We start from the raw sequence: 23,098 nt of genomic DNA on the forward strand, positions 1-23,098 counted from the left end.
GGCCGGCCGGGCCTTTGCCCCGGCCGGCCCCTTTCTCACACCGACCTGGTTTCTCCGGCCCGGTCGGTGAAGGCAGCGTCAAGATTCCCGGCGAGGGCTTCCTCGACCCGACGGCCCATGTCGCGGATCTCCTCCTCATCCGCCACCACCATTTCGCCGCGGACAGTCTCCAGCACCAGCGAATTCTGCCGCCGGATTTCCTCCCGCTGGTCGTCATTGACGGCCGTGGCGGCGCAGTCCCGCAGCAGGCGCAGCACCGCGGTCAGCACAATCGGCTCCGAGTGGGCAAAGCGGCGCACCGGTCCGCAGACCAGATCCAGGAAATAGCGGTAGTCCCGGCCCTCCGTGACCAGCCGCTGCACCCCCTCGGTATCGCGGTGCGCTTCCGCACCCAGCCGGCGGCGCTGCAGATCCACCAGCAGATCCGCGCAGTAACCGGCGGCATGGGCCGCGGTAATGGGGTCATTGATGCTGGGCGAGATGGCTTTCACTGCAATATCCGTCAGCTGCCGCAGCCCCAGGGCCGCATCCTGCTCCGGCGTCCGCTCATAACCAATCTCCAGTGCCTCCGCCAGCGCCTTGCGCACAGCCGGCAGCGGCACCTCCCCGCCGTCGTCGGCCCAGACCCGCGCCACCGGTGACCCGAGGGTGACATGGTCGCCGGGTTGAACCATGACCCGCATGCTCAACCGGTGCTGCTGCAGTGCCGTCATCAGCGGTTTCCACTCCACCGCCTGCACAATGCCGCTGCGGCCCACGGCCACCAGCGTTCCACCCTGTGGCTGGTCAAACTCCTGCAGCTCACCCGTTTCGGACAGAGGATAGGTTTCCCGCAGTACCGTCAGGCACCCCTGGTGTGCGTTGCGCATCATGGTGTCCACGCGCAGGGAGCGGGCAATATGCCCGATGAACAGCAGCAGCACAATGCCCGAGGCGATGCCCAGCACGTAGACCAGGCCCACCACCAGCACGGGCACCGGCCGGCCGGAATCCATCCCGTGCAGCCCGGTAATGCTGACCAGGAACGTACCCAGCAGTACGCCCAGGACCGCCTGGGTGCGCACATCCCGGGCAAAATCACGCAGCAGCCGCGGGGAGAACTGCTGGGACGCCAACTGCAGCGCCACCACGGTAAGCGAGAACGTCACGGTGGCGGCGGTCATCACGCTGGTAGCCACCGTCTGCAGCAGACTGGACGCGGCGTCCACGCCCGCGGGCCAGATCCACTGCGCCCAGGCAGCGTCCGGCCCCGGGCGGACCGGCATCAGCAGCAGGGACACCCCGAGCGCTGCAAGCGAGGCGCAGCTGGGCCAGAACCACAGTGATGCACGCAGCGCCTCCCGCGAGAACCGGATCCGCGGCTCCGGACCGCGGGGATCGGGCGGAACGGTGGTTGCACCGTGCACGGGCTTGACCATGGGGACCCCTCTGAACGCAGGATTACTCTGGCTCCCAGTCTGCCCGGCTTCGTGGCGCGGCTCCACTTGGGCGGCGCCCGTTAGATCCCTCACAGCACCACCCAAACGGGCAGGGCGGGCATCGCGGAGCACTATAGTTGACTTAGATCAACCTTTGACCTGAGTCAACCACTTTTGGAGTATGCATGTCCGTTCCCCCTGCCCTGCAGGATGCCCGCGCCGAGGCTGCAGCCGTGGCCAAACGCAAACACCGTGAAGTCCTCCAGGCCCTGACCGGTCTGCTGCTGGGCATGTTCGTCTCGATGCTGGCGAGCACCGTGGTGAGCACGTCGCTGCCGGTGATCATTTCCGACCTCGACGGCGACCAGGCCGCCTTCACCTGGGTGGTGACCGCCACCCTGCTGGCCACCGCGGTTTCCACCCCGGTGTGGGGCAAACTGGCGGATCTGCTGAACCGCAAGGTCCTGGTGCAGCTGGCCCTGATCATCTTCATCGTGGCCAGTGCTGCTGCGGGATTTGCACAGAACACCGACTGGCTGATTGCCATGCGCGTCATCCAGGGCATCGGCGCCGGCGGGCTCGGCGCACTGACCCAGATCATCATGGCGGACATCATTTCCCCGCGTGAACGCGGCCGCTACATGGGCCTGTTCGGTGCAGTGATGGCCCTGTCCACCGTCGGCGGGCCGCTGATCGGCGGCGTCATCACCGACTTCGCCAACTGGCGCTGGAACTTCTACATCGCGGTGCCGCTGGCCGCCGTCGCGCTGTTCATGATCCAGAAGACCCTGCACCTGCCCGCCTTGAAGAAGCGCAAGGTCAGCATTGACTACGCGGGCATTGTGCTGCTGGCATCCTCCGTCTCCTGCCTGCTGATCTGGGTTTCCCTGGTCGGCTCCGAGTTCGGCTGGGCCAGCGCCGCCACCGCCTGGATGGTCGGCGGTTCCCTGGTCGGCCTTGCCGCCTTCGTCGCCGTGGAACTGAAGGCCGCCGAACCGCTGATCCCGCTGACCCTGTTCCGCAACCGGACCTTCACCTTCTCCGTCATCGGCTCCCTCGCCGTCGGCGTGGCCATGTTCGGCACCTCGGTGTTCCTGGCCCAGTACATGCAGCTGGCCCGCGGCGCCTCGGCCACCATGTCCGGCCTGATGACCATCCCGATGATGGGCGGCCTGCTCATTGTCTCCACCATTGTGGGCAAGCTGATCACCAAGACCGGCAAGTGGAAGGCGTACGTGGTCTCCGGTTCGGTCATCCTCACGGCCGCCCTGGTGCTGATGGGCACCATCGAGTACGACACGAACTTCTGGCTCGTTTCGGTGTACATGTTCCTGCTCGGCGCCGGCGTGGGCATGGTGATGCAGAACCTGGTGCTGGTGGTGCAGAACGATGTCCCCACCCGCGATCTGGGTGTGGCCAGCTCCAGCATCAACTTCTTCCGCACCATCGGCGGCACCGTGGGCGTCTCGGCGCTGGGCGCCGTGCTGGCCACCCAGGTCACCGACCGCCTGGCGGAGAAGCAGGGCGAACTCATGGGTGCCATTGCCGCCCTCGGCGATCAGGGCAAGGACATTGCCGCCACGCTGGCTTCGGGCAGCATCCCGGCCGTCAGTGCCATGCCCGAATCGGTGCGCGTGATTGTGGAATCCGTGTACGGTTCCTCCGTGGCACATATCTTCATGATCGCCGCCCCGCTGGGTCTGCTGACACTGCTGGCCGTGCTGTTTCTCCCGAACCTGGAGCTGGGCAGCATGACGCGCCACGAAAAGATGCAGGCTGAGGAATCCGCCAAGGCAGCGGCCACGGCAGTCAACGGTGCACCCGCACTGGAAACGCCTGAGGAAACGCCGGGCGACACTGCCGCCCGCATAGCCGCCGACGCCGAGGCCGCCGCGGGACAGAACCCGGACATTCCCGCCGGCAGGCGGGGGAACTAGCGTGACGACGCCGGCCCCTTGGGAGGGCGCCGCGACGTCCTCAATCGAGGAGGTGGAGCGTCAGTTCGCGCACATGCTGGCGTCGGCGCGGCGCACGTTCAAGGAATCCGCCCTGGCCGTGCATCCTTCGCTGCAGCCGCTCGGCTTCACCGTCCTGATGACCCTCTACCAGGGTTCGGAATGCCAGCAGGGTGCCGTGGCGGAAACGCTGCAGGTGGATAAGGCGCTGTTGAGCCGGACGGTCTCCCAGCTCGAAGCACTGGGCCTGGTGTGCCGGCGCTCTGATCCCGCTGACGGGAGGGCGCAGCTGTTGACCCTGACGGCCGAGGGACGGGCGCGGTTCGAGTCCGCCCACACCGCCAAGCGCTCCCGCATTCGGGGCCGGCTGGAAACCTGGCACCCGGATGAGGTTGGGCGACTGGCAGAGCTGCTCAGCAAGCTCAACGAACGGGACTAGACGTCCCCACTAAATGCGGCAGCGGCCGGCAGCCTTTGGGCTGCCGGCCGCTGCTTCGTGCACCGCCGGCGAATGGATGCCGGGGCGTTCAGCATGGGTCAGCTGTTGAGTGCAGCCAGCTCCGCAGTAATGGGCAGGGTCACCATATAAACGCTGCCTTCCCCTGCGCTGCTCACGAACGCCAGGCCTCCGCCGTGCTCCTCCAGGATGCTTTTAGCAGCCACGAGGTCCCGGTCCGTATCCGGTGCTGCAGGGGAGCGCCGTGTACGGGTGGCTTTGCTGCCTGGCTTTCCGGCATCAGACTCACCGGCACCGCCGCCGGTGTCAGCGATCCGGAGGCACACCACCTGCGCCTGCTGCCACAGCTGCACGTAGACGGTTCCCGCCGCCGGCGAGTACTTCACGGCGTTGGAGAGCAGATGGCCCACTGCCTGGGAAAACCCGCCCGGGTCGACGCCGCCGATTATCGATACCGGCAGATCGGTCAGGAAATCCACCTGCTGCGCCTTGGCCTTTGAGCTGATGGACGCGATCCCGGTGCGGACGGCTGCAGCGAGATTCACCGGACGGTTCCGAGGGTCTTTGGTGTCCGGAGCGGCCGTCACCAAGTCCGTACCCAACGCCAGCAGCCGTTCGGAGTTGCGTACGGCCACATTGAGTGCACCCGCCAAATGCGGGGGCAGCCCGCTGTCTTCCAGCACCAGATCCAGGTAGCCCATGATCGAGGTCAGCGGAGTTCTGAGCTCGTGGGAGAAGTTCGCTACGAATTCCTCCTGTGCCGAGAGGGCGCTGGCCAACCGGGTGACGTCATGGAAGACAATGACCGAGCCGGCGAGTGCACCGTTGGCCTTGATGGGCCGGGCCGAAACACTCACAGCCATCTGCTCATCACCGCTGCCGAACCACAGCAACCGGTCCGAAAAGGTCTTGCCCTCCGCAGCCCACCGCACCGGGCTTTCTTCGTCCGGCACCGGCGTAACCCGGTCGGCAGAGAACATCCGCGGCCGTTCCCCATCCATGGGTGCGTCGCCCATGACATCCTGCCAGGTGGACCTGAGATGCTCGTTGGTCAGAACGGTCTTCCCCTGGATGTCGACAACCAACAGCCCTACATCGGCAGCGTTGATCACGGTGTCAAGCAGCGCCCGCTCCGTAGTGACCGCAGCCAGGTCCTCCTGCAGCAGCCGGTCTTTTTCCTCCAGGGCCCGGCACTTTTCCCGCAGTTCGGCTTCCACCACTGCCCGTGCAGCTTCCGCGGCTTCAGCCTTGCGCAGGGCCGCCAGCAATTCCTGTTCGTGCTGCCTCCGCTCGGCTGCCTTGACCACGGTGATGCGATCCATCAGGACACCGTCACCCTTACGGCGGCAGCGCACCCCGGAGAGAAGGACAGGCAGCGGCTCCCCGCCCTTGCCGAGGAAGTCTGCTGCCACCTCACTGATGCTTTCCGCCACCGCGAGCTGGGGCACCACATGGGAGGAGAACACGACCCGGTCCGCTACCGGCATCAGTTCCATGACGTTAATGCCGAGAAGCTTCTCCCGCCGGCGCCCCGTCCATCCCGCCAGTGTCCGGTTAACGTCAAGGATGGTCCCGTCTGCTGACAGGATCAGATGACCGGACGGCGCCTCATGGAAATTCGCCTCGTAATCCATACCCGCCACGTCGGCGCCCGCGGGTTCGGTGTTCTTCCGCAGGATGACCGCCCTGCGCAGTGGTTTAGCCACGGGAAACCTGGCTCAGGTAGGTCAGGACCGCCGCCGCTGTTATTGCGGGGGACCCAAGATGGGGCATGCTTCCGTAAGTGTCCAAAAGCTTGAAGGTACTGGCGGGCAAATGCGTATGCAGGTAATCCGACGCTGCCGACGGAACCAGCGGATCAGCCGCGGTCTGCAGGATCAGGGCGGGCGTCATAACCTGCGGCAGCAGGTGCCTTATATCGGTATGGAAGGACATGTGGAGGAAGTCGCGGACATACTCCGGGTTCAACCGGCAGAGCCGTTCCGTCAGCTCCGCACTCACCGGGGATCCAGAGGGTGTGCCGGTAAGCTCCGGAGCTGCAGACGCGGCCCACAAAGGGTAATTCAACTCCGCAGCCGCCAGGACGCTCTCCACATCCTGCGGTTCAAGACCGCCGGTATACGAACCGTCATTCAAGTAACGGGCCGAGGTGCACAGCAGGATGAGCCTGCCGATCCGCGGATTACTACGCGCCAGGGTCAGAGCCATCGCCCCGGCGATGCTGTGTCCGAGGACAGTGGCGTCCTGAAGATCAAGGACATCCATCACCTCCTGCAGATCATTGACGTATCCGTCCAGCGTTGAGTACTTAGCCCGGTCATAAGCTGCCGGATCTGCGCCACCGGTGCCTGCATGGTCAAAGAGAATGACTTTGTACTTGTCCGTAAAGGCCGGAAGCATCCGGTCCCAGATCACCTGGTCGCAGCCGAAGCCCTGCACCAGCACGAGGGGCGGCCCCTCAGGGCGGCCCAACACCTGCACATTATTGCGATCGATTACATTCTGCGCGTTCATTATTCGTCTACCCCCCCAAAATGATAAATGTTCTTTAGTTGCCGCTTTGTGCCGTACGGCACATAGTTTTACGGCGGTGAATTGTTACTGCCGCCCGGGATGCTGGCATATTTACCCGGGCGGGCGAATGGATGCTGCAGAAACATCCGGCGTGGCCACGCGGAGGCGGGAAAGCCGGAGCTGCGGCGGCGAGGCGCGGAAAGACGGCCGAACGCGGCCAACTGGGGAGGGATATGGACCCGCTTGGCGGGAACTCAGTGATCCGCGGCCCGCTGCCCTGGTCCGCCACGCTTAGGCGCGCCGCATACCGGTTAGCGGCGCCTGAGGGCGCCTGCCAAAGGGTGCAGGTACGGCCGGGCACGCGGGCAATCGGGCCGAGGGCAAGCAACATACAGGTTACTTTTGCGCATGGATGTAGAGACCTTTTGTATCGATTAATTGGTCGCCGGTGAGATGGCCGGCGCCGGAGATGCGTCTGAGAAACACATTGAAATCCCCGCTCGCAATGTAACAGGGCGCTGAGTTTATAAAGAAATCGATGAAAAAGCAGGAACCGTGAGGGCTCGGGCGATTTTGCCTGAGCCGGCCGGAAAAAATGCTCCGAATTTTAGCGGAGAAGGCCCCGTTTCTCAGACAGAGCCTTCTCCACACCGTGCAATTGTGATCAACGGCACGCAATTCTGCGGGGTCTCTACATCCCACAGTGTGCTTATTTTTTCATGGGGTGCCAAAATATAGCTCAATTTCCGCTCAAGATATGACTAAGAACACACATTGCCGGTAGTGCGAAATGCCATTCATGACGCACCCGGCCGTCTGCAGTGAGGCTTTAGGACGGCCTACCGGACCACATCCATGCCACGGCCGGTCAGCTCCCCCAGGATTCGGGCGAGCTCTGCTCGATCCCCCGGTTCCAGCACCGAAAAGAACTCGTCAGTCTCACGCCTGCGGTCCGCCTGCACCTGCTCCCGCAGCCGCGCACCCTCCTCCGTCAGCGAGAGCAGGGTGGCGCGCCGGTCCGTGGGATGGGCACTGCGTGCCACCAGCCCCTTGGCGGTGAGCTGGTCCACCACCTCCGTGGCCGAGCGCGGGGCAATATGCAGCTGCTCCGCGAGCTCCTTCAATCGCAGCCCCGGCTCCCCGCCACCGGAGACATCCGCATCCGCTGCCCGGCCCACAACATTCAGCGCCCGGAACTGGTGCGGCGTCAGCTCAAAGGGTGCCAACTGGTGCATCCAGCGCTTCCGCAGCCCGCGGAACGCGGCATGCATCAGTTCGCCCAGGGCGGCCGGATCGGCAGGGGATTCAGTCATGGCCCCAGTCTACCCATTTCGCGGTAACCACATAGTGAGGTAACCTCTGCAATAGCTGCTGGCATATGTTCCCGGCAGCGTCAGGAGGATTCATGGCTATACCCGGCATCGACACCGGCCGCACAGGCAGCGGATCAGGCGGTCCCCGCGGCGAGCGCGGAGCAGGCGGCGGACCCGGAGGCGGGCCCGGCCCCGCGAAACTCAACCCCGTCGATGAGAAGCAGCTCACCCAGCATCCCGTCTCCCTGCGCCGCATCGCCGCGCTCTTCGCCCCGCACAAGGGGACCATCGCCGTCGTCGTCCTGCTGATCACCGCATCCTCAGTGGTCAACCTGGCCCAGCCGTTCCTGGTCCGCGGGGTGATCGACAAGGCCCTGCCGCAGCAGGACATCCGGCTGCTCGCGATCCTGACCGCCTCCATGGTGCTGGTCGCCGCGGTCACCGCCGCGATTGGCGTGGTGCAGACCTGGCTGGCCACCGGTATGGGCCAGCGCGTGATGCACACCCTGCGCGTGAACCTCTTCACCCACCTGCAGGCGCAATCGCTGGGATTTTTCACCCGCACCCGCGGCGGGGAGGTGCAGTCCCGGCTCACCCACGACATCTCCGGCATGCAGTCAGTGGTCACCACCACCGCCACCGGCGTTGCCTCAAATCTCACGACGGCGATTGCCACCGCCGTCGCAATGGTGGCCCTCTCCCCCGGGCTGAGCCTGATCTCGCTGGTGGTGCTGCCGCCGGCCATCTGGCTCTCCCGACGGGTCGCGAAGATCCGGCGTGAGGTCACCGATGAACGCCAGCGCGAACTTGCCGCCCTGCACACGCAGGTCGAGGAGGGCCTGTCCGTCTCCGGCGTCCGGCTGGCCAAGACCCTGGGCACCGGTCCGCGCGACGCCGCCCGGTTCCGTGACCGTTCGGAGAAGCTGGTGGGCCTGGAGATGCGCAGCCAGCTGGCCGGCCGCTGGCGGATGGCGACCATGCAGATTGTCTTCGCCGCCATTCCCGCAGTCATCTACCTGGCTGCAGGCTTTCCTGCCACCGGCGGCGGCATGACCATCGGCACGCTGGTGGCCTTCACCGGGCTGCAGGGTGCCATCTTCCGCCCGGTGATGGGCCTGCTGAACATCGGTGTGCAGTGGGTGACCGCGCTGGCGTTCTTCAGCCGGATTTTCGAATATCTGGACCTGGTCCCGCAGATCCAGCCCGCAACAAACCCGGTCCGGCTGGACCCGGCCACCGTGCGCGGCGATGTCCGGTTCGAGGGAGTGCGCTTCGCGTACGACGACGGCACGGAGGTCCTGCACGGCATCAACCTCGCGCTTCCCGCCGGGACCACCACCGCCGTCGTCGGCGCCACGGGCTCAGGCAAGAGCACGCTCGCTTCACTGCTGCCCCGGCTCAATGACGCCACCGCCGGAACGGTGCTCATTGACGGCGTGGACGTTCGCGAGATTGCGGCCGAAGACCTGGCCCGGATTGTCGGAGTCGTCTCCCAGGAGACTTACCTGATCCACGCCTCGGTGCGCGAAAACCTGCTGCTGGCCGATCCCGAGGCCACCGATGACCAGCTCTGGTCTGCCCTTGCCGCCGCCCGCATGGCGGACACCGTGGGCGCCCTGCCCGAGGGCCTGGACACCATGGTGGGCGCGCGGGGCCACCGCTTTTCCGGCGGCGAGCAGCAGCGCCTGGCCATTGCCCGCACCATCCTGCGCAACCCGCCGGTGCTGGTGCTGGATGAGGCCACTTCGGCGTTGGACAACACCACCGAGGCGCAGGTGCAGGCGGCGCTGGAGCGGCTGGCCGCCGGACGGACCACACTGACCATCGCGCACCGGCTCTCCACCGTGGAGAATGCGGACCAGGTGGCAGTGCTCGACGCCGGCCGTATCGTGGAGCGCGGCACTCCGGCCGAGCTGCGGTCCTCCGGCGGGGCATATGCCCGGCTGGCCGCGCACAGCGCGAGGCTGGAGGAGGCCGCACCGGCGGGCGGGACACCGCAGCCCCTGCATTAGCCGGTGTGAAGCCTCCTCCCCCGTACACTGGTGCCTGCCGAACTCCCGCCAGCCATCCATGGGGAACTAATGAGAAAAACCATTGCAACCGCTGCGCTGGCCGTGTTCGCCGCTTTCGGACTGAGCTCCTGCGCATCGGATCTGAGCACGGAGGACACCTGCATGGAGCTTCGTGCCATCGTGGCCGACTTCCCGAACAGCGAGCCTGCGGATGATGTCCTGGCGGACATCGGCAAGCAGTTCAACGACCTTGCACGGAAAAGCTCGGACACCCTCACGGAAGACATCAAGACCGCCGGGAGGGTTATCTCCGCCGGTCCTGAAGGCGGTGAGCCTACCGATGAGGACAGGAAGGCCCTGGACCGGCTCGATGAGAGCTGCAACCTCAGCAGCGTTCGCTAGCCTCTGAAGAATCTGCGGCCGGTTTGCGCTTTTTCGGCCGGTTTCAACCGGCCGAAAAGGCTCAAACCGGCCGAAAAAGCTGGAAGTGGAGCAAAATTCCGCCGCTAGGCCTGGCAGAGGCAGAACGGGTGTCCGGCCGGATCCAGAAAGACCCGGAAGCTTTCCCCCGGCTGATATGCGTGCTTGGTTGCACCGAGCAGCAGCACGGCTGCTTCGCCCTCGTCCAGGTCATCAACATCCACGTCGATGTGCATCTGCTGCGGGACGTCCTGCTCCGGCCAGACCGGCGGGGTGTAGTTCTCCACCTGCTGGAAGCAGTAGCGCTGGCCGGTGACATCCTCGATATCGGTCCAGTCGTCGTACGGGTCATCCTCGTGCAGGTTCACCTTCCAGTCGAGGAGAGCGCCGTAAAAGGTGGCCAGGGCAACTGCGTCGGGGCAGTCGAGGACAGTGGTGGGGTTGCGCGCAATAGCCATGGCCGGAAGCCTAGGACGCTTTGGCGCCTGCGGCTAGCCCCGGTACCCCGGCCGGTTGCCGAAACGCGTGAGCGGACCCGGCCGTCACCTGGGTGTCAGGCAGCCAGAAACGGCAGGTGCCGCTCCCCATGCGGGAAGCGGCACCTGCCGTTGTGGATATTGCGGGACGCTAGCCGCGCACGGGGGTTTCGACGTCGTCCGACGCCGGATGTTCCTCCGCGTGCGGATGGCGGCGTTCCAGGGACGCGCCCTCGACGTCGACGTCGGGCAGGATCTTATCCAGCCACTTCGGCAGCCACCAGGCCTTGTCGCCGGCCAGGTGCATCAGCGCCGGGATCAGCAGCATCCGGACCACGAAGGCATCCACCAGCACGCCGAAGGCCAGGGCGAAGCCGATGGGCCGGATCATGGTGCTGTGCGAGAAGATGAAGCCGCCGAACACGGACACCATGATGATCGCCGCAGCCGTGACGACTGAACGGCCGGCACGGAAGCCCTGCATCACGGCCACGCGGGCCGGGGAACCGTGAACGAAGGCCTCGCGCATGCCGGAGCCCAGGAAGAGCATGTAGTCCATGGCCAGGCCGAACAGGATGCCCACCAGGATGGTCGGCAGGAAGTTCAGTACCGGCCCCGGGGTCTCCACACCGAAGACGCCGGCGAGCCAGCCCCACTGGTAGATGGCCACCACGCCGCCGATGGCCGCGAAGTAGGACAGGATGAAGCCCAGCGTCGCGATCACCGGCACAAAGATGGACCGGAAAACCAGGATCAGGATCAGCAGGGACAGGCCCACCACTACGCCCAGGTAGATCGGCAGCGCTTCGGAGAGCTTCTCCGAGATGTCGATGTTGCCACTCGCGGTTCCGGCCACACCCAGCTCCACGTCACCGTTTTCGGTGCTGATCGGGGAGAGATCCCGCAGGGTGTGCACCAGTTCCTGGGTGGACTCGCTGGTGGGGCCCTCTTCCGGGATGACCTGGAAGGCGGTGACGGTGCGGTCCTCTGAATTGCCGATCGGGGCTACGGCCGCAACATCCTCCTGGTCGAAGAGCGTGCGGGCAATCTCGCCCTGGGCCACCAGCATTTCTTCCTCGTCCGGGTTGCCGGGCAGGTCCGCGACCACCAGCAGGGAACCGTTCTGGCCCTCGCCGAACTTCTGCGAGACAGCCTCGTAGGCCCGGTACTGGGTGGTGTCGTGGGCCTCCGAGGAGCCGTCGGGGAGATTGGTGCGCAGATCCAGCGCCGGGATGGCGATGACCAGCAGGCCAGCGATGGACAGCACCACGGTGAGCGCAGCGCGTACCGTGGACATCTGCTTCACCGGGATAGTTTCCGGCTTGCCGGCCGAGGCGGAGGCACCGTGGTCCTTCTCCAGCTTGGCCCGCTCCTTGCGGCTGAGGATCTTCATGCCGGCCAGCTTGAGCAGCGCCGGAGTCAGCGTGGTGGCCACCAGCACGGCAATGGCCACGCATGCCGCGCCGACCGTGCCCATCAGGCCCAGGAAGGGAATGCCGGTGATGTTCAGTGCCAGCAGGGCAATGAAGACCGTTGCGCCGGCAAACACCACGGCGTTGCCGGAGGTGCCGTTGGCCAGTGCAATGGATTCCTGCAGGGAGTACCCGGCCTTGAGCTGGCGGCGGTGCCGGTTGACGATGAACAGGGCGTAGTCGATGCCTACGGCGAGTCCGAGCATCACACCCAGGATCGGGGTAACGGAAGCCATTTCGACGACGCCGGAGAAAGCCAGCGCACCGGCGGCACCAATACCCACACCGATCAGGGCGGTGACCAGCGGAAGGCCGGCACCGATGAAGGTGCCCAGCATAACCACCAGGACGACGGCGGCGACCGCCAGGCCGACCACCTCGCCGACTCCCAGGATGCTGGGCACTCCGGCGGAAACCTCGGCGGAGAAGTCCACCTTGACGCCGTCGATGGGTTCATCCTCGAAGGCCGCCACCAAGGCGTCCTTGGTTTCCTGTTCCACCTCCATCTGGGTCTCGCTGAAGACAACGTTGACTACTGCCGCGCTGCCGTCCTCGGACACGGTGCGGATTTCAGCGGCCATGTCCAGCAGGGCAGCGCCCTGTTCGGCCTGGACGGCGCCGGCTTCCAGCTCGGCGCTCTTGGCGTCCAGCTCGGCACGGCTGGCATCCAGGGTGGCCTGCTGGGCGTCCAGCTGTGCCATCATTTCCGCCGGGGCGTCGGCCGCTTCGGCCTGCTGCCGGGCGGCGTCAAGCTGGGCCTGCCCGTCCTCGAGCTGGGCGCGTCCCTGTTCAATCTGGAGGCGTCCGGCATCAACCTGGGCCTGGCCATCCTGGAGCTGCTGGCCCTGCGCGGCGCGGTCCGCTTCGGTGGCGAACGGGTCAACCACGGTTTCCACGCCGTCGATCTCCGAAGCGTCGGCGATCAGCGCGGAAATCTCCTGCTTCTGCTCATCCGTGAAGGCTGAGCCGTCCTCGGTCTGGACCACCACGGAACCTGTGCCTCCGGATGCTTCCGGAAGTTTCTCCTGCAGGTGGTTGGTGACCTGAGTGGTCGGGGTATCCGGGATGGAGAAGCCGGTGGCAAGCGTGCCGCCAAAGAGCAAAAACGCCGCTCCGGCAGCCACCAGCACTCCGATCCATGCCGCCAGCACGGTTTTCGCGCGGCGGGCAGCCGCGGCTCCGAGGCGGTAGAGGAATTCAGCCATTGTGAGGGTCTGTCCTTTTTATGGGGATGGATGGGGAACTACGGGTGGAGTGATTCAGGGGATGCAGGGTCCGCGGCGTGCCCGCTGCGCACTTTTTCAAGGAGCGTGTCCAGCAGCTCGGCCCAGACCTGCCGGGATTCGGGAGTGTCTGCGGCATCGGTGGCACAGTGCCAGTGGTGGTACAGCACGCCCATCCCGCTGGTCACGGAGCCCACGAGAAGGTCAACGCCCAGCCGGTCCGCTTCCGGGTAGCGGCTGAGCATGGAGGCCGAGAGCCGTTCGTTCAGCTCGGTGAAGGCGCGGACGGCAATGGGATGGGCCTGCGCCTGCGCGGATGCCGGAAGCACTCCCGGGCCCAGCAGGCGGGTCAGGTAGGCCATGGGCGCGACCAGGTCAGCGGTGCGGAATGCCTCGGCAATCTCCTCAAACATGCCCGGACGCTCGTCCCCGGCCTGCGGCACCGCGGTCAGGCTCTCCACCGCAGTGCTGAGGACGCCGCTGCACACCTCGGAGACGATGTCACGGACGGAACCGAAATGATTGAACACCGTGCGGCGGGAAACATCGGCCCGCTGAGCCAATTCATCTACCGTGAAGTCCGTGGTCTGCCGTTCGTGCATCAGCGCCGCCGCGGCAGCCACAATGGCCTGCCGGTGGCGGTCCTTGAGCGCCTGGCGGCGGTCAGGATTAGTCGTGGTGAACACGTTTCTACACTACGTGCACGTTTGCACTGGGTGCAAACGACTCCGGGCGGGCGAGGATACCGCGAAACCCTCCCCAACCGGCACCCGGTCCTGTTCCATTAAGAGGACGGCCGCCGCCCCGCTGACGGGCCGCCCCCGAGGAGGATCCGTGACCCCCGTTCCGGTACTGACGGCAGAATAGACAGGACCGCCCATGTTTGGTCCCGAACTGGTCCTGATTCTGGGTCTGTGTGTGCTCGCCTGCAACCTGGGGGCGGACCGGCTGCGGACGCCGGCGCCCATCCTGCTGCTGGTGGCCGGGATTCTGCTGGGCTTTTTCCCGGCCCTGCGGGAGGTTCACCTGCCCCCGGAGGCAGTCCTGTTCCTGTTCCTGCCGGCCCTGCTGTATTGGGAAAGCCAGACGACGCCGCTGCGGGACATCCGCCGCTACCAGCGCGGCATAGTGCTGATGAGCACCGCACTCGTGGCGGCCACCGCTGCCGCAGTCGCCGTCGTCGCCCATGCACTGGGACTGCCGTGGGGACCCGCCTGGGTGCTCGGTGCCGCCATAGCTCCAACGGATGCCACGGCCGTGGGGGCGCTGGCCCGGGTGCTGCCGCACCGCAACGTGACCCTGCTGCGCGCCGAATCGCTGATCAATGACGGCACTGCCCTGGTGGTGTACGGGGTGGCCGTGTCCCTGACGGTGGGCACGGAGCCACTGGACCCGCTCGAGATTTCCGGAATGTTCCTGCTGGCCTATGCGGGCGGGATTGCCGCCGGTGTCCTCACCGTCTGGGCCGGCATCAGTGCCCGGCGGCGGGTCAGGGACCCGGTTCTGGGTTCCGTGGTGTCCATCCTGACTCCGTTTACCGCATTTGTCCTGGCTGAGCTGATTGGCGCGTCCGGCGTACTTGCGGTGGTTACCGCCGGGCTCGGCATCAGCCAGGCCGGGCCCGGACTGGTTCCGGCCCCGACCCGGCGCAGCCTTGAATCCTTCTGGTCCCTGTCCACCTTCATGCTCAACGGCGCGCTCTTTGTGCTGGTGGGCATGGAGCTGCAGGCCAGTATCCGTGGCATCTCGGGTGGCGGTGAGCTGCTGCGCGGCCTGGTTGCCGTGGCAGTGGTGGCAGCCGTGCTGCTGGCGGTACGCCTGGCATTCCTGTTCGTTATGACGTCGGTGCTGCGGGCGACCTACCGCGGACCGCTCGCGCTGCGCCCGGAGCTGGGTGCGCGGGCCAATGTGGTCAGTGCCATGGCCGGTTTCCGGGGTGCCGTTTCCTTGGCGGCCGTGCTGGCCACGCCCACCGTCCTGGCATCCGGCGCAGCGTTCCCGGACCGCGGCTTCATTATCTTCGTGGCTACCGGTGTGATTGTCCTGACCCTGACGGTCCAGGGACCGCTGCTGCCGGCCGTGGCCCGCTGGGCCGGCCTGCCCACGGATGCACACCTGTACCGCAGTGAACGGAAACTGGCCGAGACGGTGGCCTCCTCAGAGGCGCTGGCCGCCCTGCCGCGGACGGCCGCACACCTCGGCATCAACCGGGACGTTGTCGCTGTGCTGCGGCACGAGTACCAGCAGCAGTTGCGCGTGCTGCGCTCCCGCGGGCGCGATGATGCCGGACAGGATCCGGCCGTCACGAATCAGGAGGAGTACCGCCGGTTGCGCCTGGCCCTGCTGGGACAGAAACGGGCTACCGTCATCCGGCTCCGGAACGAGCACCGGATCGATGACACCGTGCTGCGCGAGCTCCAGTTCCAGCTGGATCTGGAAGAGGTCCGGCTGGCTCCGCCGGAACCGCCGGGCTAGTACCGTCCGCCTTCCGGCATGGGCGCACCGTCCAGCAGGGCCAGGTCCTCACTGCTGAGCACCAGATCCCCGGCAGCAACATTCTCCCGCAGGTATTTGGGCGTTTTGGTTCCGGGAATGGGAATGACCCGCTGCCCCTGGGCGACCACCCAGGCGAGCGCCACCTGGGCCGGGGTGGCCCCGACCCGTTCGGCGACCTCGCGGACCCGCTGCACAATGGCGAGGTTTGCCGCCAGGTTCTCCTGCTGGAAGCGCGGCAGCCGGCGCCGCATGTCATCGGCCGGCAGCTGGTCAAAGGACGTGAACCGTCCGGTGAGGAAACCGCGGCCCAGCGGGGAGAACGGCAGGAACGCCAGCCCGTGTTCCTCGCAGTAGGGCACGACGTCGGCCAAACGGTCACGGGTCCACAGGGACAGTTCGGACTGCACTGCCGTCACCGGATGCACCGACTGTGCCAGCTCGATCTGGCCCACATCGGCTTCCGAGATGCCGATCGCCCGGGCCTTTCCGTCCCGGACTGTCTGCGCCATGGCCTCCCACGATTCCTCCAGCGGTACGTCCGGATCCACGCGGTGCAGGATGTAGAGGTCCACGTGGTCCGTGCCCAGCCGCCGCAGGCTGGCATCAATGGAGGCACGAATGTGTTCCGGGCTGCCGTTTTTGACCAGCCCGGGCATGGTCCCGGCCGCCGGAGCCTCGTTGCTGACCTGCAACCCCACTTTGGTGGAGAGGACCGCCCGTTCCCGGTAGCCGTCTCCAAGCGCCCGGCCCACCAGTTCCTCGTTGGTATACGGCCCGTACACATCGGCGGTATCGATCAGGGTGGCGCCAAGTTCAATGGCCCCGCGGATCACCGACACGGAGGTTTCCTCATCCCGTGCGGTGTTCATGTCATAGGCGTAGCTCATTCCCATGCAGCCCAGGCCGATAACGCCGACCTCCGGACCTTGGTTACCCAGCGTGGTGGTGCGCATGTGCTTCCTTCCGCTTGCTGTCGGTTGGGGCCTGCTAGCCGTTCAGGTTGACCTCAAGGACGCCGTCCCGGACCCGGCTGGCGAAACACGGCTGCGGGGCGGTCGCCGGCCCGTGCACCACCTCACCGGAGTCCATGGAGAAGGTACTGCCGTGCCACGGGCAGATAATGCACAGTCCGCCTTTGTCCTGCCGCAGTTCCCCTTCGTGCAGCGGCCCGCCCAGATGGCTGCAGGTATCCGCGAGGACGGAAATGGACCCGTCCGCAGCCCCGTCCGTACGCCTGAGCACCAGCAGGTCCACCTCGCCCAGGCTCGCCCGCTGCGGGGTCCCGGAGGCGAAGGAATCCACGGGGCCCAGGGCATGCCATCCCGCCGGCACCTGCTCGGGGAGGTCCTCGTTGCGGTTGACGCCGGCTCCCTGCCGGTAGGACAGGTGCCCGCCCAGGAATCCGCCTGCACCCGCCGTCGCAAGTCCGGCGAAGGCCAGCCCTTTCCCCAGGGTGTGGCTACCGCGGCTCCGTGCCAGCCAGGACGCCGCATAGAGTACGACGGCGGCGGCGTTGGCTGCCTGGTGGACGATTCCGGTGCGCTGTTGTTCGGTATCCAGTTCGGAAAAGTCCGTGGCTCCGGTCAGCGCGGTGGGTGCTGCGGTAAGTACACCGAGCCCTACCAGGGTTTTCGCCGCGCGTTCCGTCCCGGGCAGCAGGTCCAGCGCCGCGGCGGACACCCAGGATCCCAGCGGCATAACTATCAGCAGCGGGTGCCCCAACGGCACCCCGTGCAGCACGTCTTTGGCGCCCTGGGGCAGCAGTGTCCTGACGATCCTGGCCACCGACGAGGCGGCGGTGTCCAGCCAGGCGGCGTTTTCGAGTTTGTCGGCAACGGTGACCAGCGGCAAACGGTGCATGGCTTCTCCTCACGGGGCGTGGACGGTGCCCCACAGCGTAGGCAGCCCCGGCCGCCGGACGCCATAGCAAGGCGCCCAGCGGGCGGCACCAGTCCTCAGAAAGCCAGGGGAACCGCCTGGTACGGTCAGAGACCCTTTCCGGGGTTGAGGATGCCCAGCGGATCCAGCGCGGTGCGGATGGTGTTCATAACCTCCAGGGGAACCGTGCCCACTTCCTCCTCCAGCCAGTCCCGCTTGAGCAGCCCGATCCCGTGCTCGCCGGTAAGGGTGCCGCCCAGCCGTTTGGCCAGGTGGAACATCTCCCCCAGCGCAACCTTGGCCGGTCCGGTGGTGACCGAGTCCTCGGGATCCATCACGATCATGGGGTGCAGGTTGCCGTCCGAAGCGTGCGCAATGGTGAAGATCCGCACTCCGGTCCGGGCGGAAATATCCTCCAGCCCGGAGACCACTTCGGCCAGCCGGCCGCGCGGCACACCGATGTCCCCGATGGATACCCGGCCCAGTTTCTCCAGGGACGGGATAGCTTCGCGGCGGGCGGTCATCAGCGCTGCGGCGTGCTCGTCATCCACCGCTTTTTCGCAGCTTCCCAGCGGGGAGACGACATCCATCACCACATCCTGTTCCAGGAAGGCCCCGTACCCGTCGGTCTGCACCAAGAGGAACGCTCCACCCTTCGCGCGGTAGTCAGTCCCCATGGCCATGTCCACGGCTTCCAGGGTCGGCCCGTCCATCAGCTCCATCACCGAGGGCTGGATCCGGGCTGCGACGACGGCGGACGCCGCGCGGGCAGCCGCGGTGACGTCTGGGAAAAACGCCGCCACTGTGGCTGTATGCACCGGCTGCGGGCGCAGCCGCAGGGTCGCTTCGACCACTACGCCGAGGGTTCCCTCCGATCCGATCATCAGGGCGTTCAGGTCATAGCCGCTAACCCCCTTGATGGTTTCCCGCCCCGTGCGCAGCTCCCGTCCGTCGGCCAGGATCACCCGCAGCGCCAGCACGGATTCGCGGGTCACCCCGTATTTGGCGCAGCGCATGCCCCCGGCGTTTGTGGCGATGTTCCCGCCGATGCTGCAGATGGCGGTGCTGGCCGGATCCGGAGCATAGAACAGCCCGTATTCCGCGGCGGCAGCGTTGAGATCCGCATTCAGGACACCGGGCTCCACCACGGCCAGCTGTTCCTCCGGATCGATACGCAGGATCCGGTTCATGCCGGAAACGTCGAGAACCAGTTCACCGGCCCGGGAGGACGATGCCGCCGCCAGTCCCGTGCCTGCTCCGCGCGGAACCACGGGGATCCGGTGCAGGCTGGCAAGGCGGAGGGTGTCCACCACGTCCTCCACGGACCGGGCCGCCACCACGCCGTCGGGCAGTGACTCGGGAACAAAGCCGGAGCGGTCGGTGCTGACCCGCTGCCGGTCCTCTTCCAGAACGGACACCGACGGGAAACCGGCCAGGACGGTGCTGCCGGAACCGGCGAGGGCGTCACCCAGTTTCGGGTCAAGGGAATGCGTGCTCACGGGATCTCTCCTTAGGGATCGGGGCTTACGGGGCGGGCGGAGATGCTCAGGGCACCATCCAGCCCAGGATCGAGGTGGACTGCAGCCAGATCAGGACGGTAATAAACGCCAACAGTCCCAGGCTCCAGCCAATGAGTTTGCGCAGCAGCGTCCCTTCCGCCCCTTCCAGCCCGACGGCGGCGGAGGCGATGGCCAGGTTTTGCAGCGACAGCATCTTGCCCATCACGCCCGCCGATGAATTAGCGGCAGCCATCAGCGTGGGCGAGAGTCCTGTCTCATTGGCTGCGGCCACCTGCAGGGCACCGAAGAGGGAGTTCGACGAGGTGTCGGAGCCGGTCAGCGCCACGCCGATCCAGCCCAGCAGCGGGGAGAGCAGGGCAAAGAAGCCGCCGGCCGAGGCCAGGGCGACACCCAGCGTGGTGGTCTGCCCGGACAGGTTCATCACAAAGGACAGCGCCAGCACGGCACAGACCGTCAGGATGGTCCAGCGCAGCTGCTTCAGGGTTTCGCCGTAGACGCGGACACCGCTGCGCGGTGCAATCCGGTACAGGAACATCGTGATGATGCCGGAGAACAGCAGCAACGTTCCGGTCGCCCGAAGGTGATCGAAGCGCAGGGTCTGGGCCGCTACCGGTTTGCCGTTCGCGCCGGTCACGTCCAGCCCCGGCCAGTGGAAGGTGGTGCTGCCGATGCTTGTCAGCCAGGTCTTGATGACGGGAATCTGGGCGAGGGAGAAGACGGTGATGATCACCAGGTACGGGGCAATAGCCATCCAGACCTCACGCCGGGAGGGACGGCCGCCGGTGCCCTGCCCCCCGGAGCCGGTTCCGGTTCCGGCGGTTCCGGCGGTTCCGGTTCCGGCGCCCGACCGGCCACCCGCGCCATCGCCGGAACTGCCGCCGTCCGCGCCGAACGCGGTGGCACCGCCGGCTGATCCCCCGGACCCGGTTGCGGCGCCCCGCGCCGATCCGGTCAGGGTGTCCGTTCCAGCCTGCTCCGAGGTCCCGGCCCCAGACTCAGCCACCGCTGCTTCGGCTTTTTCCGCCTCCTTGGTCTCGCCGGTCATGCCGATAATCTCTGCCGGCTGCCAGACCCGGAGCATCAGCAGCACGGCAATCACGGTCACCACGGCCGCGACAACGTCCGTCAGCTCCACGATGAAGAAGTTCGAGGCAACGAACTGTGCCAGCCCGAAGGCCGCCCCGGCCACCAGTGCCACCGGCCAGGTCTGACGCAGCCCGCGCTTGCCGTCCACCAGGAACACGAGGATCAGCGGAACCACCAGGGCTATGAAGGGCGTCTGCCGGCCGGTCATGGAGGACAGCTCCTGCAGCGGGATGCCCGTGACGCCGTTGAGCGCGATGATGGGGGCGGCCATGGCGCCGAAGGCCACGGGGGCGGTGTTGGCCAGCAGGGCGACGACGGCCGATTTCATCGGTTTCATGCCGGCAGCCATCAGCATGGCGGCGGCAATGGCCACCGGCGCCCCGAATCCGGCGAGGGATTCGAGCAGGGCGCCGAAGCAGAAGGCGATCAGGATGGAGAGGATGCGCAGATCATCCGAGATGGACCGGATGGTGCGGCCCAGGACTTCGAACCACGGGGTGGCGACCGTGAGTTTGTAAATCCACAGGGCGTTGATCAGGATCCAGAGGATCGGGAAGATGGCGTAAAAGGCGCCCAGCCCCGTTGCCGAGAGGACCTGCCCCACCGGCATCTGCCAACCGACCACGGCCAGGATGATGGACAGGGCCAGGCTGATCAGGGCGGCCTGGTACGCCTTCATCCGGAATACGCCCAGCAGGACGAAAAGGATGAGCAGCGGAAGGGCGGCCAGGATGGCCGAAACGGCCAGGGACCCGGCTACGGGATCGAGCGGTTGCTGGAATGCGGCAGCTACATGCGTCTTCACAAAAACTCCCTTGTTTTTGTCTCCACACCTTGTGGTTTCCTACCGCTTTCTCCCGCGCCGCTTACCTTCCGGCACGAACTGTCGCAGTGAGGATGGAGTCGACACTAGGCCCGGGCCGCCCGCAGGGTCAACGGTTTGGCTGCGGGCGCGCCGCACCCGGGTTACTGCCGCGGATCCGGGTTGCGGGGCTCCTCGCCACCCATATCCGCGGCGCCAAACAGCTTTTCCGCAGGTGAATTGGTGCCCTCATTGGCGCGGGGCATCAGTTCCGGATGGTGCAGGTCCAGTGCCGGACGCTCCGAACGGATGCGCGGCAGCGAGGTGAAGTTGTGGCGCGGCGGCGGGCAGGACGTGGCCCACTCGAGCGAGCCGCCGAAGCCCCACGGGTCATCCACTTCCACCTTCTTGCCGTGGCGCCAGGTGATGTACACGTTCCAGAAGAACGGAATCATGGACAGGGCAAGAATGCCGGACCCGATGGTGGACAGTTGGTTCATCCCGGCGAAGTTGTCCTCCACCAGATAGTCCGCGTAGCGGCGCGGCATGCCGAGCACGCCCAGCCAGTGCTGGATCAGGAAGGTGGTGTGGAAACCGATGAACAGGAGCCAGAAGTGGATCTTGCCGAGGCGTTCGTTGAGCATCTTGCCGGTCCACTTGGGCCACCAGAAGTAGAACCCGGCGAACATCGCGAAGACCACGGTGCCGAAGATGACGTAGTGGAAGTGTGCCACCACGAAGTAGGTGTCCGAGACATGGAAGTCCAGCGGCGGTGCCGAGAGGATAATCCCGGTCAAACCACCGAAGAGGAAGGTGATCAGGAAGCCGATGCTCCAGAGCATCGGGGTTTCAAACGTGATGGAGCCCCGCCACATGGTGCCGATCCAGTTGAAGAACTTCACGCCGGTCGGTACCGCAATGAGCATGGTCATAAAGGCGAAGAACGGCAGCATAACCGCACCGGTGACGTACATGTGGTGGGCCCACACGGTCATGGACAGGGCAGCGATGGCAATGGTGGCAAATACCAGTCCTTTGTAGCCGAAGATCGATTTCCGGCTGAAAACCGGCAGGATTTCGGAGATGATGCCGAAGAACGGCAGCGCGATGATGTACACCTCGGGATGGCCGAAGAACCAGAACAGGTGCTGCCACAGGATGGAGCCGCCGCGTTCCGGATTGTAGATATCCGCGCCGAACCGGCGGTCCGCACCGAGCGCGAACAGGGCCGCTGCCAGGGGCGGGAACGCCATCAGGACCAGGATGGCGGTGACCAGGGTGTTCCAGGTGAAGATCGGCATCCGCCACATGGTCATGCCCGGGGCGCGCAGGCAGATGATCGTGGTCACGAAATTGACCGCGCCGAGGATGGTACCGAAGCCGGACAGTGCCAGGCCAAAGACCCACAGGTCCCCGCCCAGACCGGGGCTGAAAGCTGTGCTGGACAGCGGGGCATAAGCCGTCCAGCCGAAGGACGCCGCCCCCTGGGGCAGGATGAAGCCGGCGAGAGCGATGGTGCTGCCGAAGAGGAAGAACCAGAAGGCCAAGGCATTCAACCGGGGAAACGCCACATCGGGGGCACCGATCTGCAGCGGCATGATGGCGTTCGCGAACCCGGCGAACAGCGGGGTGGCGAACATCAGCAGCATGGCCGTGCCGTGCATGGTGAAGAGCTGGTTGTACTGTTCCTTGGTCTGCAGGATCTGCATGCCCGGTTCGAAGAGCTCCATGCGGATGAGCAGGGCCATCACGCCCGCGAGGCAGAAGAAGATGAACGAGGCGATCAGGTACATGTACCCGATGGTCTTGTGGTCAGTGGAGGTGATCCAGTTGACGACGATGCGCCCTTTGGAAACCGGAACAACCCGGGGCGCAACGTAGGTGCCGTCCGGTTCCGCGGTGTATTTCACTGTCGACATGGATCTATCCCCATCAGCCGTTGGGTACTGCCCTGCCAGAAAAGGTTCGAGACCGTGTGCTTGGTATCGTAGGGCGGCCGCGGGCTGCCCGCCAGACCCCCGGCCCCCTGGGCATGCCTGTGCGCAGCCATTGGCGC

At 66.0% G+C, this 23,098-nt stretch carries 17 protein-coding genes; 5 read left to right on the forward strand and 12 right to left on the reverse strand.

Going from position 1 to position 23,098, the window contains the following annotated elements; translation table 11 throughout:
• Positions 1-35 precede the first annotated feature (35 nt).
• The gene (locus tag AC5RTS_RS14240; RefSeq protein ID WP_493992664.1) at positions 36-1,418 is read right to left on the reverse strand and encodes a DUF2254 domain-containing protein; all 1,383 of its coding nucleotides are present in this window, start codon (positions 1,416-1,418) and stop codon (positions 36-38) included.
• A gap of 185 nt (positions 1,419-1,603) precedes the next feature.
• On the opposite strand from AC5RTS_RS14240, the gene AC5RTS_RS14245 reads away from it, so the two are divergent.
• The gene (locus tag AC5RTS_RS14245) at positions 1,604-3,355 is read left to right on the forward strand and encodes an MDR family MFS transporter (RefSeq protein WP_493992665.1); all 1,752 of its coding nucleotides are present in this window, start codon (positions 1,604-1,606) and stop codon (positions 3,353-3,355) included.
• Between the two features lies 1 nt (position 3,356).
• A complete protein-coding gene (locus tag AC5RTS_RS14250) occupies positions 3,357-3,812 on the forward strand; it encodes a MarR family winged helix-turn-helix transcriptional regulator (RefSeq protein ID WP_493992666.1) in 456 nt (151 codons plus the stop codon).
• Between the two features lie 98 nt (positions 3,813-3,910).
• Here the strand turns inward: AC5RTS_RS14250 and AC5RTS_RS14255 are convergent, their stop codons facing one another.
• From AC5RTS_RS14255 to AC5RTS_RS14265, 3 genes are all read right to left on the reverse strand, one after another.
• Complete coding sequence (locus tag AC5RTS_RS14255) at positions 3,911-5,536, reverse strand: histidine kinase dimerization/phospho-acceptor domain-containing protein (RefSeq protein ID WP_493992667.1); 1,626 nt, start codon at positions 5,534-5,536, stop codon at positions 3,911-3,913.
• The gene (locus tag AC5RTS_RS14260) at positions 5,529-6,305 is read right to left on the reverse strand and encodes an alpha/beta fold hydrolase (protein WP_493992668.1); all 777 of its coding nucleotides are present in this window, start codon (positions 6,303-6,305) and stop codon (positions 5,529-5,531) included. The genes AC5RTS_RS14255 and AC5RTS_RS14260 overlap by 8 nt, the downstream gene beginning before the upstream one ends.
• Before the next feature lie 878 nt (positions 6,306-7,183).
• Positions 7,184-7,657, reverse strand: coding sequence for a MarR family winged helix-turn-helix transcriptional regulator (locus AC5RTS_RS14265; protein WP_493992669.1), 474 nt, complete (start codon positions 7,655-7,657; stop codon positions 7,184-7,186).
• A gap of 92 nt (positions 7,658-7,749) precedes the next feature.
• Here AC5RTS_RS14265 and AC5RTS_RS14270 point away from each other — a divergent pair, with 92 nt between their 5' ends.
• Together AC5RTS_RS14270 and AC5RTS_RS14275 are read left to right on the forward strand one after the other, a co-directional pair.
• Positions 7,750-9,669, forward strand: a complete 1,920-nt coding sequence (locus AC5RTS_RS14270) for an ABC transporter ATP-binding protein (RefSeq protein WP_493992670.1) — start codon at positions 7,750-7,752, stop codon at positions 9,667-9,669.
• Positions 9,670-9,738: 69 nt separating this feature from the next.
• Entirely contained in the window at positions 9,739-10,071 is a 333-nt protein-coding gene (locus AC5RTS_RS14275; protein WP_493992671.1) for a hypothetical protein, read from the forward strand.
• A gap of 104 nt (positions 10,072-10,175) precedes the next feature.
• Here AC5RTS_RS14275 and AC5RTS_RS14280 read toward each other — a convergent pair whose 3' ends face one another.
• From AC5RTS_RS14280 to AC5RTS_RS14290, 3 genes are all read right to left on the reverse strand, one after another.
• Positions 10,176-10,547 (reverse strand): VOC family protein, encoded by a 372-nt coding sequence (locus AC5RTS_RS14280; RefSeq protein ID WP_493992672.1) that lies wholly within the window; start codon positions 10,545-10,547, stop codon positions 10,176-10,178.
• Positions 10,548-10,716: 169 nt separating this feature from the next.
• Entirely contained in the window at positions 10,717-13,242 is a 2,526-nt protein-coding gene (locus tag AC5RTS_RS14285) for an MMPL family transporter (protein ID WP_493992673.1), read from the reverse strand.
• A gap of 38 nt (positions 13,243-13,280) precedes the next feature.
• Complete coding sequence (locus AC5RTS_RS14290; RefSeq protein ID WP_493992674.1) at positions 13,281-13,946, reverse strand: TetR/AcrR family transcriptional regulator; 666 nt, start codon at positions 13,944-13,946, stop codon at positions 13,281-13,283.
• A 193-nt stretch (positions 13,947-14,139) separates the two neighbouring features.
• On the opposite strand from AC5RTS_RS14290, the gene AC5RTS_RS14295 reads away from it, so the two are divergent.
• Entirely contained in the window at positions 14,140-15,735 is a 1,596-nt protein-coding gene (locus AC5RTS_RS14295; RefSeq protein WP_493992675.1) for a Na+/H+ antiporter, read from the forward strand.
• Here the strand turns inward: AC5RTS_RS14295 and AC5RTS_RS14300 are convergent.
• The 5 genes from AC5RTS_RS14300 to ctaD form a co-directional block, all read right to left on the reverse strand.
• A complete protein-coding gene (locus AC5RTS_RS14300; protein WP_493992676.1) occupies positions 15,732-16,709 on the reverse strand; it encodes an aldo/keto reductase in 978 nt (325 codons plus the stop codon). The genes AC5RTS_RS14295 and AC5RTS_RS14300 overlap by 4 nt on opposite strands.
• A gap of 34 nt (positions 16,710-16,743) precedes the next feature.
• The gene (locus tag AC5RTS_RS14305; protein ID WP_493992677.1) at positions 16,744-17,616 is read right to left on the reverse strand and encodes a Rieske (2Fe-2S) protein; all 873 of its coding nucleotides are present in this window, start codon (positions 17,614-17,616) and stop codon (positions 16,744-16,746) included.
• Between the two features lie 125 nt (positions 17,617-17,741).
• Positions 17,742-19,133, reverse strand: a complete 1,392-nt coding sequence (locus AC5RTS_RS14310) for an FAD-binding oxidoreductase (RefSeq protein WP_493992678.1) — start codon at positions 19,131-19,133, stop codon at positions 17,742-17,744.
• Positions 19,134-19,179: 46 nt separating this feature from the next.
• Positions 19,180-21,045: an L-lactate permease gene (locus tag AC5RTS_RS14315; RefSeq protein WP_493992679.1), complete on the reverse strand. Its 1,866-nt coding sequence runs from the start codon at positions 21,043-21,045 to the stop codon at positions 19,180-19,182.
• A gap of 161 nt (positions 21,046-21,206) precedes the next feature.
• Positions 21,207-22,961 carry an aa3-type cytochrome oxidase subunit I gene (ctaD, locus tag AC5RTS_RS14320; RefSeq protein WP_493992680.1) on the reverse strand — a complete coding sequence of 585 codons (1,755 nt, stop codon included), beginning with the start codon at positions 22,959-22,961 and terminating at the stop codon, positions 21,207-21,209.
• Positions 22,962-23,098: the final 137 nt, after the last annotated feature.

This window comes from Arthrobacter sp. MDT1-49-2 (genome assembly GCF_059090185.1).

What these genes read in the sequence shown, in the direction of transcription:
- AC5RTS_RS14280 (WP_493992672.1), bottom strand. Translation starts at nt 10,547, where the DNA reads ATGGCTATTGCGCGCAACCCCACCACTGTCCTCGACTGCCCCGACGCA.
- AC5RTS_RS14295 (WP_493992675.1), top strand. Translation starts at nt 14,140, where the DNA reads ATGTTTGGTCCCGAACTGGTCCTGATTCTGGGTCTGTGTGTGCTCGCC.
- AC5RTS_RS14285 (WP_493992673.1), bottom strand. Translation starts at nt 13,242, where the DNA reads ATGGCTGAATTCCTCTACCGCCTCGGAGCCGCGGCTGCCCGCCGCGCG.
- AC5RTS_RS14300 (WP_493992676.1), bottom strand. Translation starts at nt 16,709, where the DNA reads ATGCGCACCACCACGCTGGGTAACCAAGGTCCGGAGGTCGGCGTTATC.
- AC5RTS_RS14270 (WP_493992670.1), top strand. Translation starts at nt 7,750, where the DNA reads ATGGCTATACCCGGCATCGACACCGGCCGCACAGGCAGCGGATCAGGC.
- AC5RTS_RS14240 (WP_493992664.1), bottom strand. Translation starts at nt 1,418, where the DNA reads ATGGTCAAGCCCGTGCACGGTGCAACCACCGTTCCGCCCGATCCCCGC.
- AC5RTS_RS14305 (WP_493992677.1), bottom strand. Translation starts at nt 17,616, where the DNA reads ATGCACCGTTTGCCGCTGGTCACCGTTGCCGACAAACTCGAAAACGCC.
- AC5RTS_RS14265 (WP_493992669.1), bottom strand. Translation starts at nt 7,657, where the DNA reads ATGACTGAATCCCCTGCCGATCCGGCCGCCCTGGGCGAACTGATGCAT.
- ctaD (WP_493992680.1), bottom strand. Translation starts at nt 22,961, where the DNA reads ATGTCGACAGTGAAATACACCGCGGAACCGGACGGCACCTACGTTGCG.
- AC5RTS_RS14245 (WP_493992665.1), top strand. Translation starts at nt 1,604, where the DNA reads ATGTCCGTTCCCCCTGCCCTGCAGGATGCCCGCGCCGAGGCTGCAGCC.
- AC5RTS_RS14275 (WP_493992671.1), top strand. Translation starts at nt 9,739, where the DNA reads ATGAGAAAAACCATTGCAACCGCTGCGCTGGCCGTGTTCGCCGCTTTC.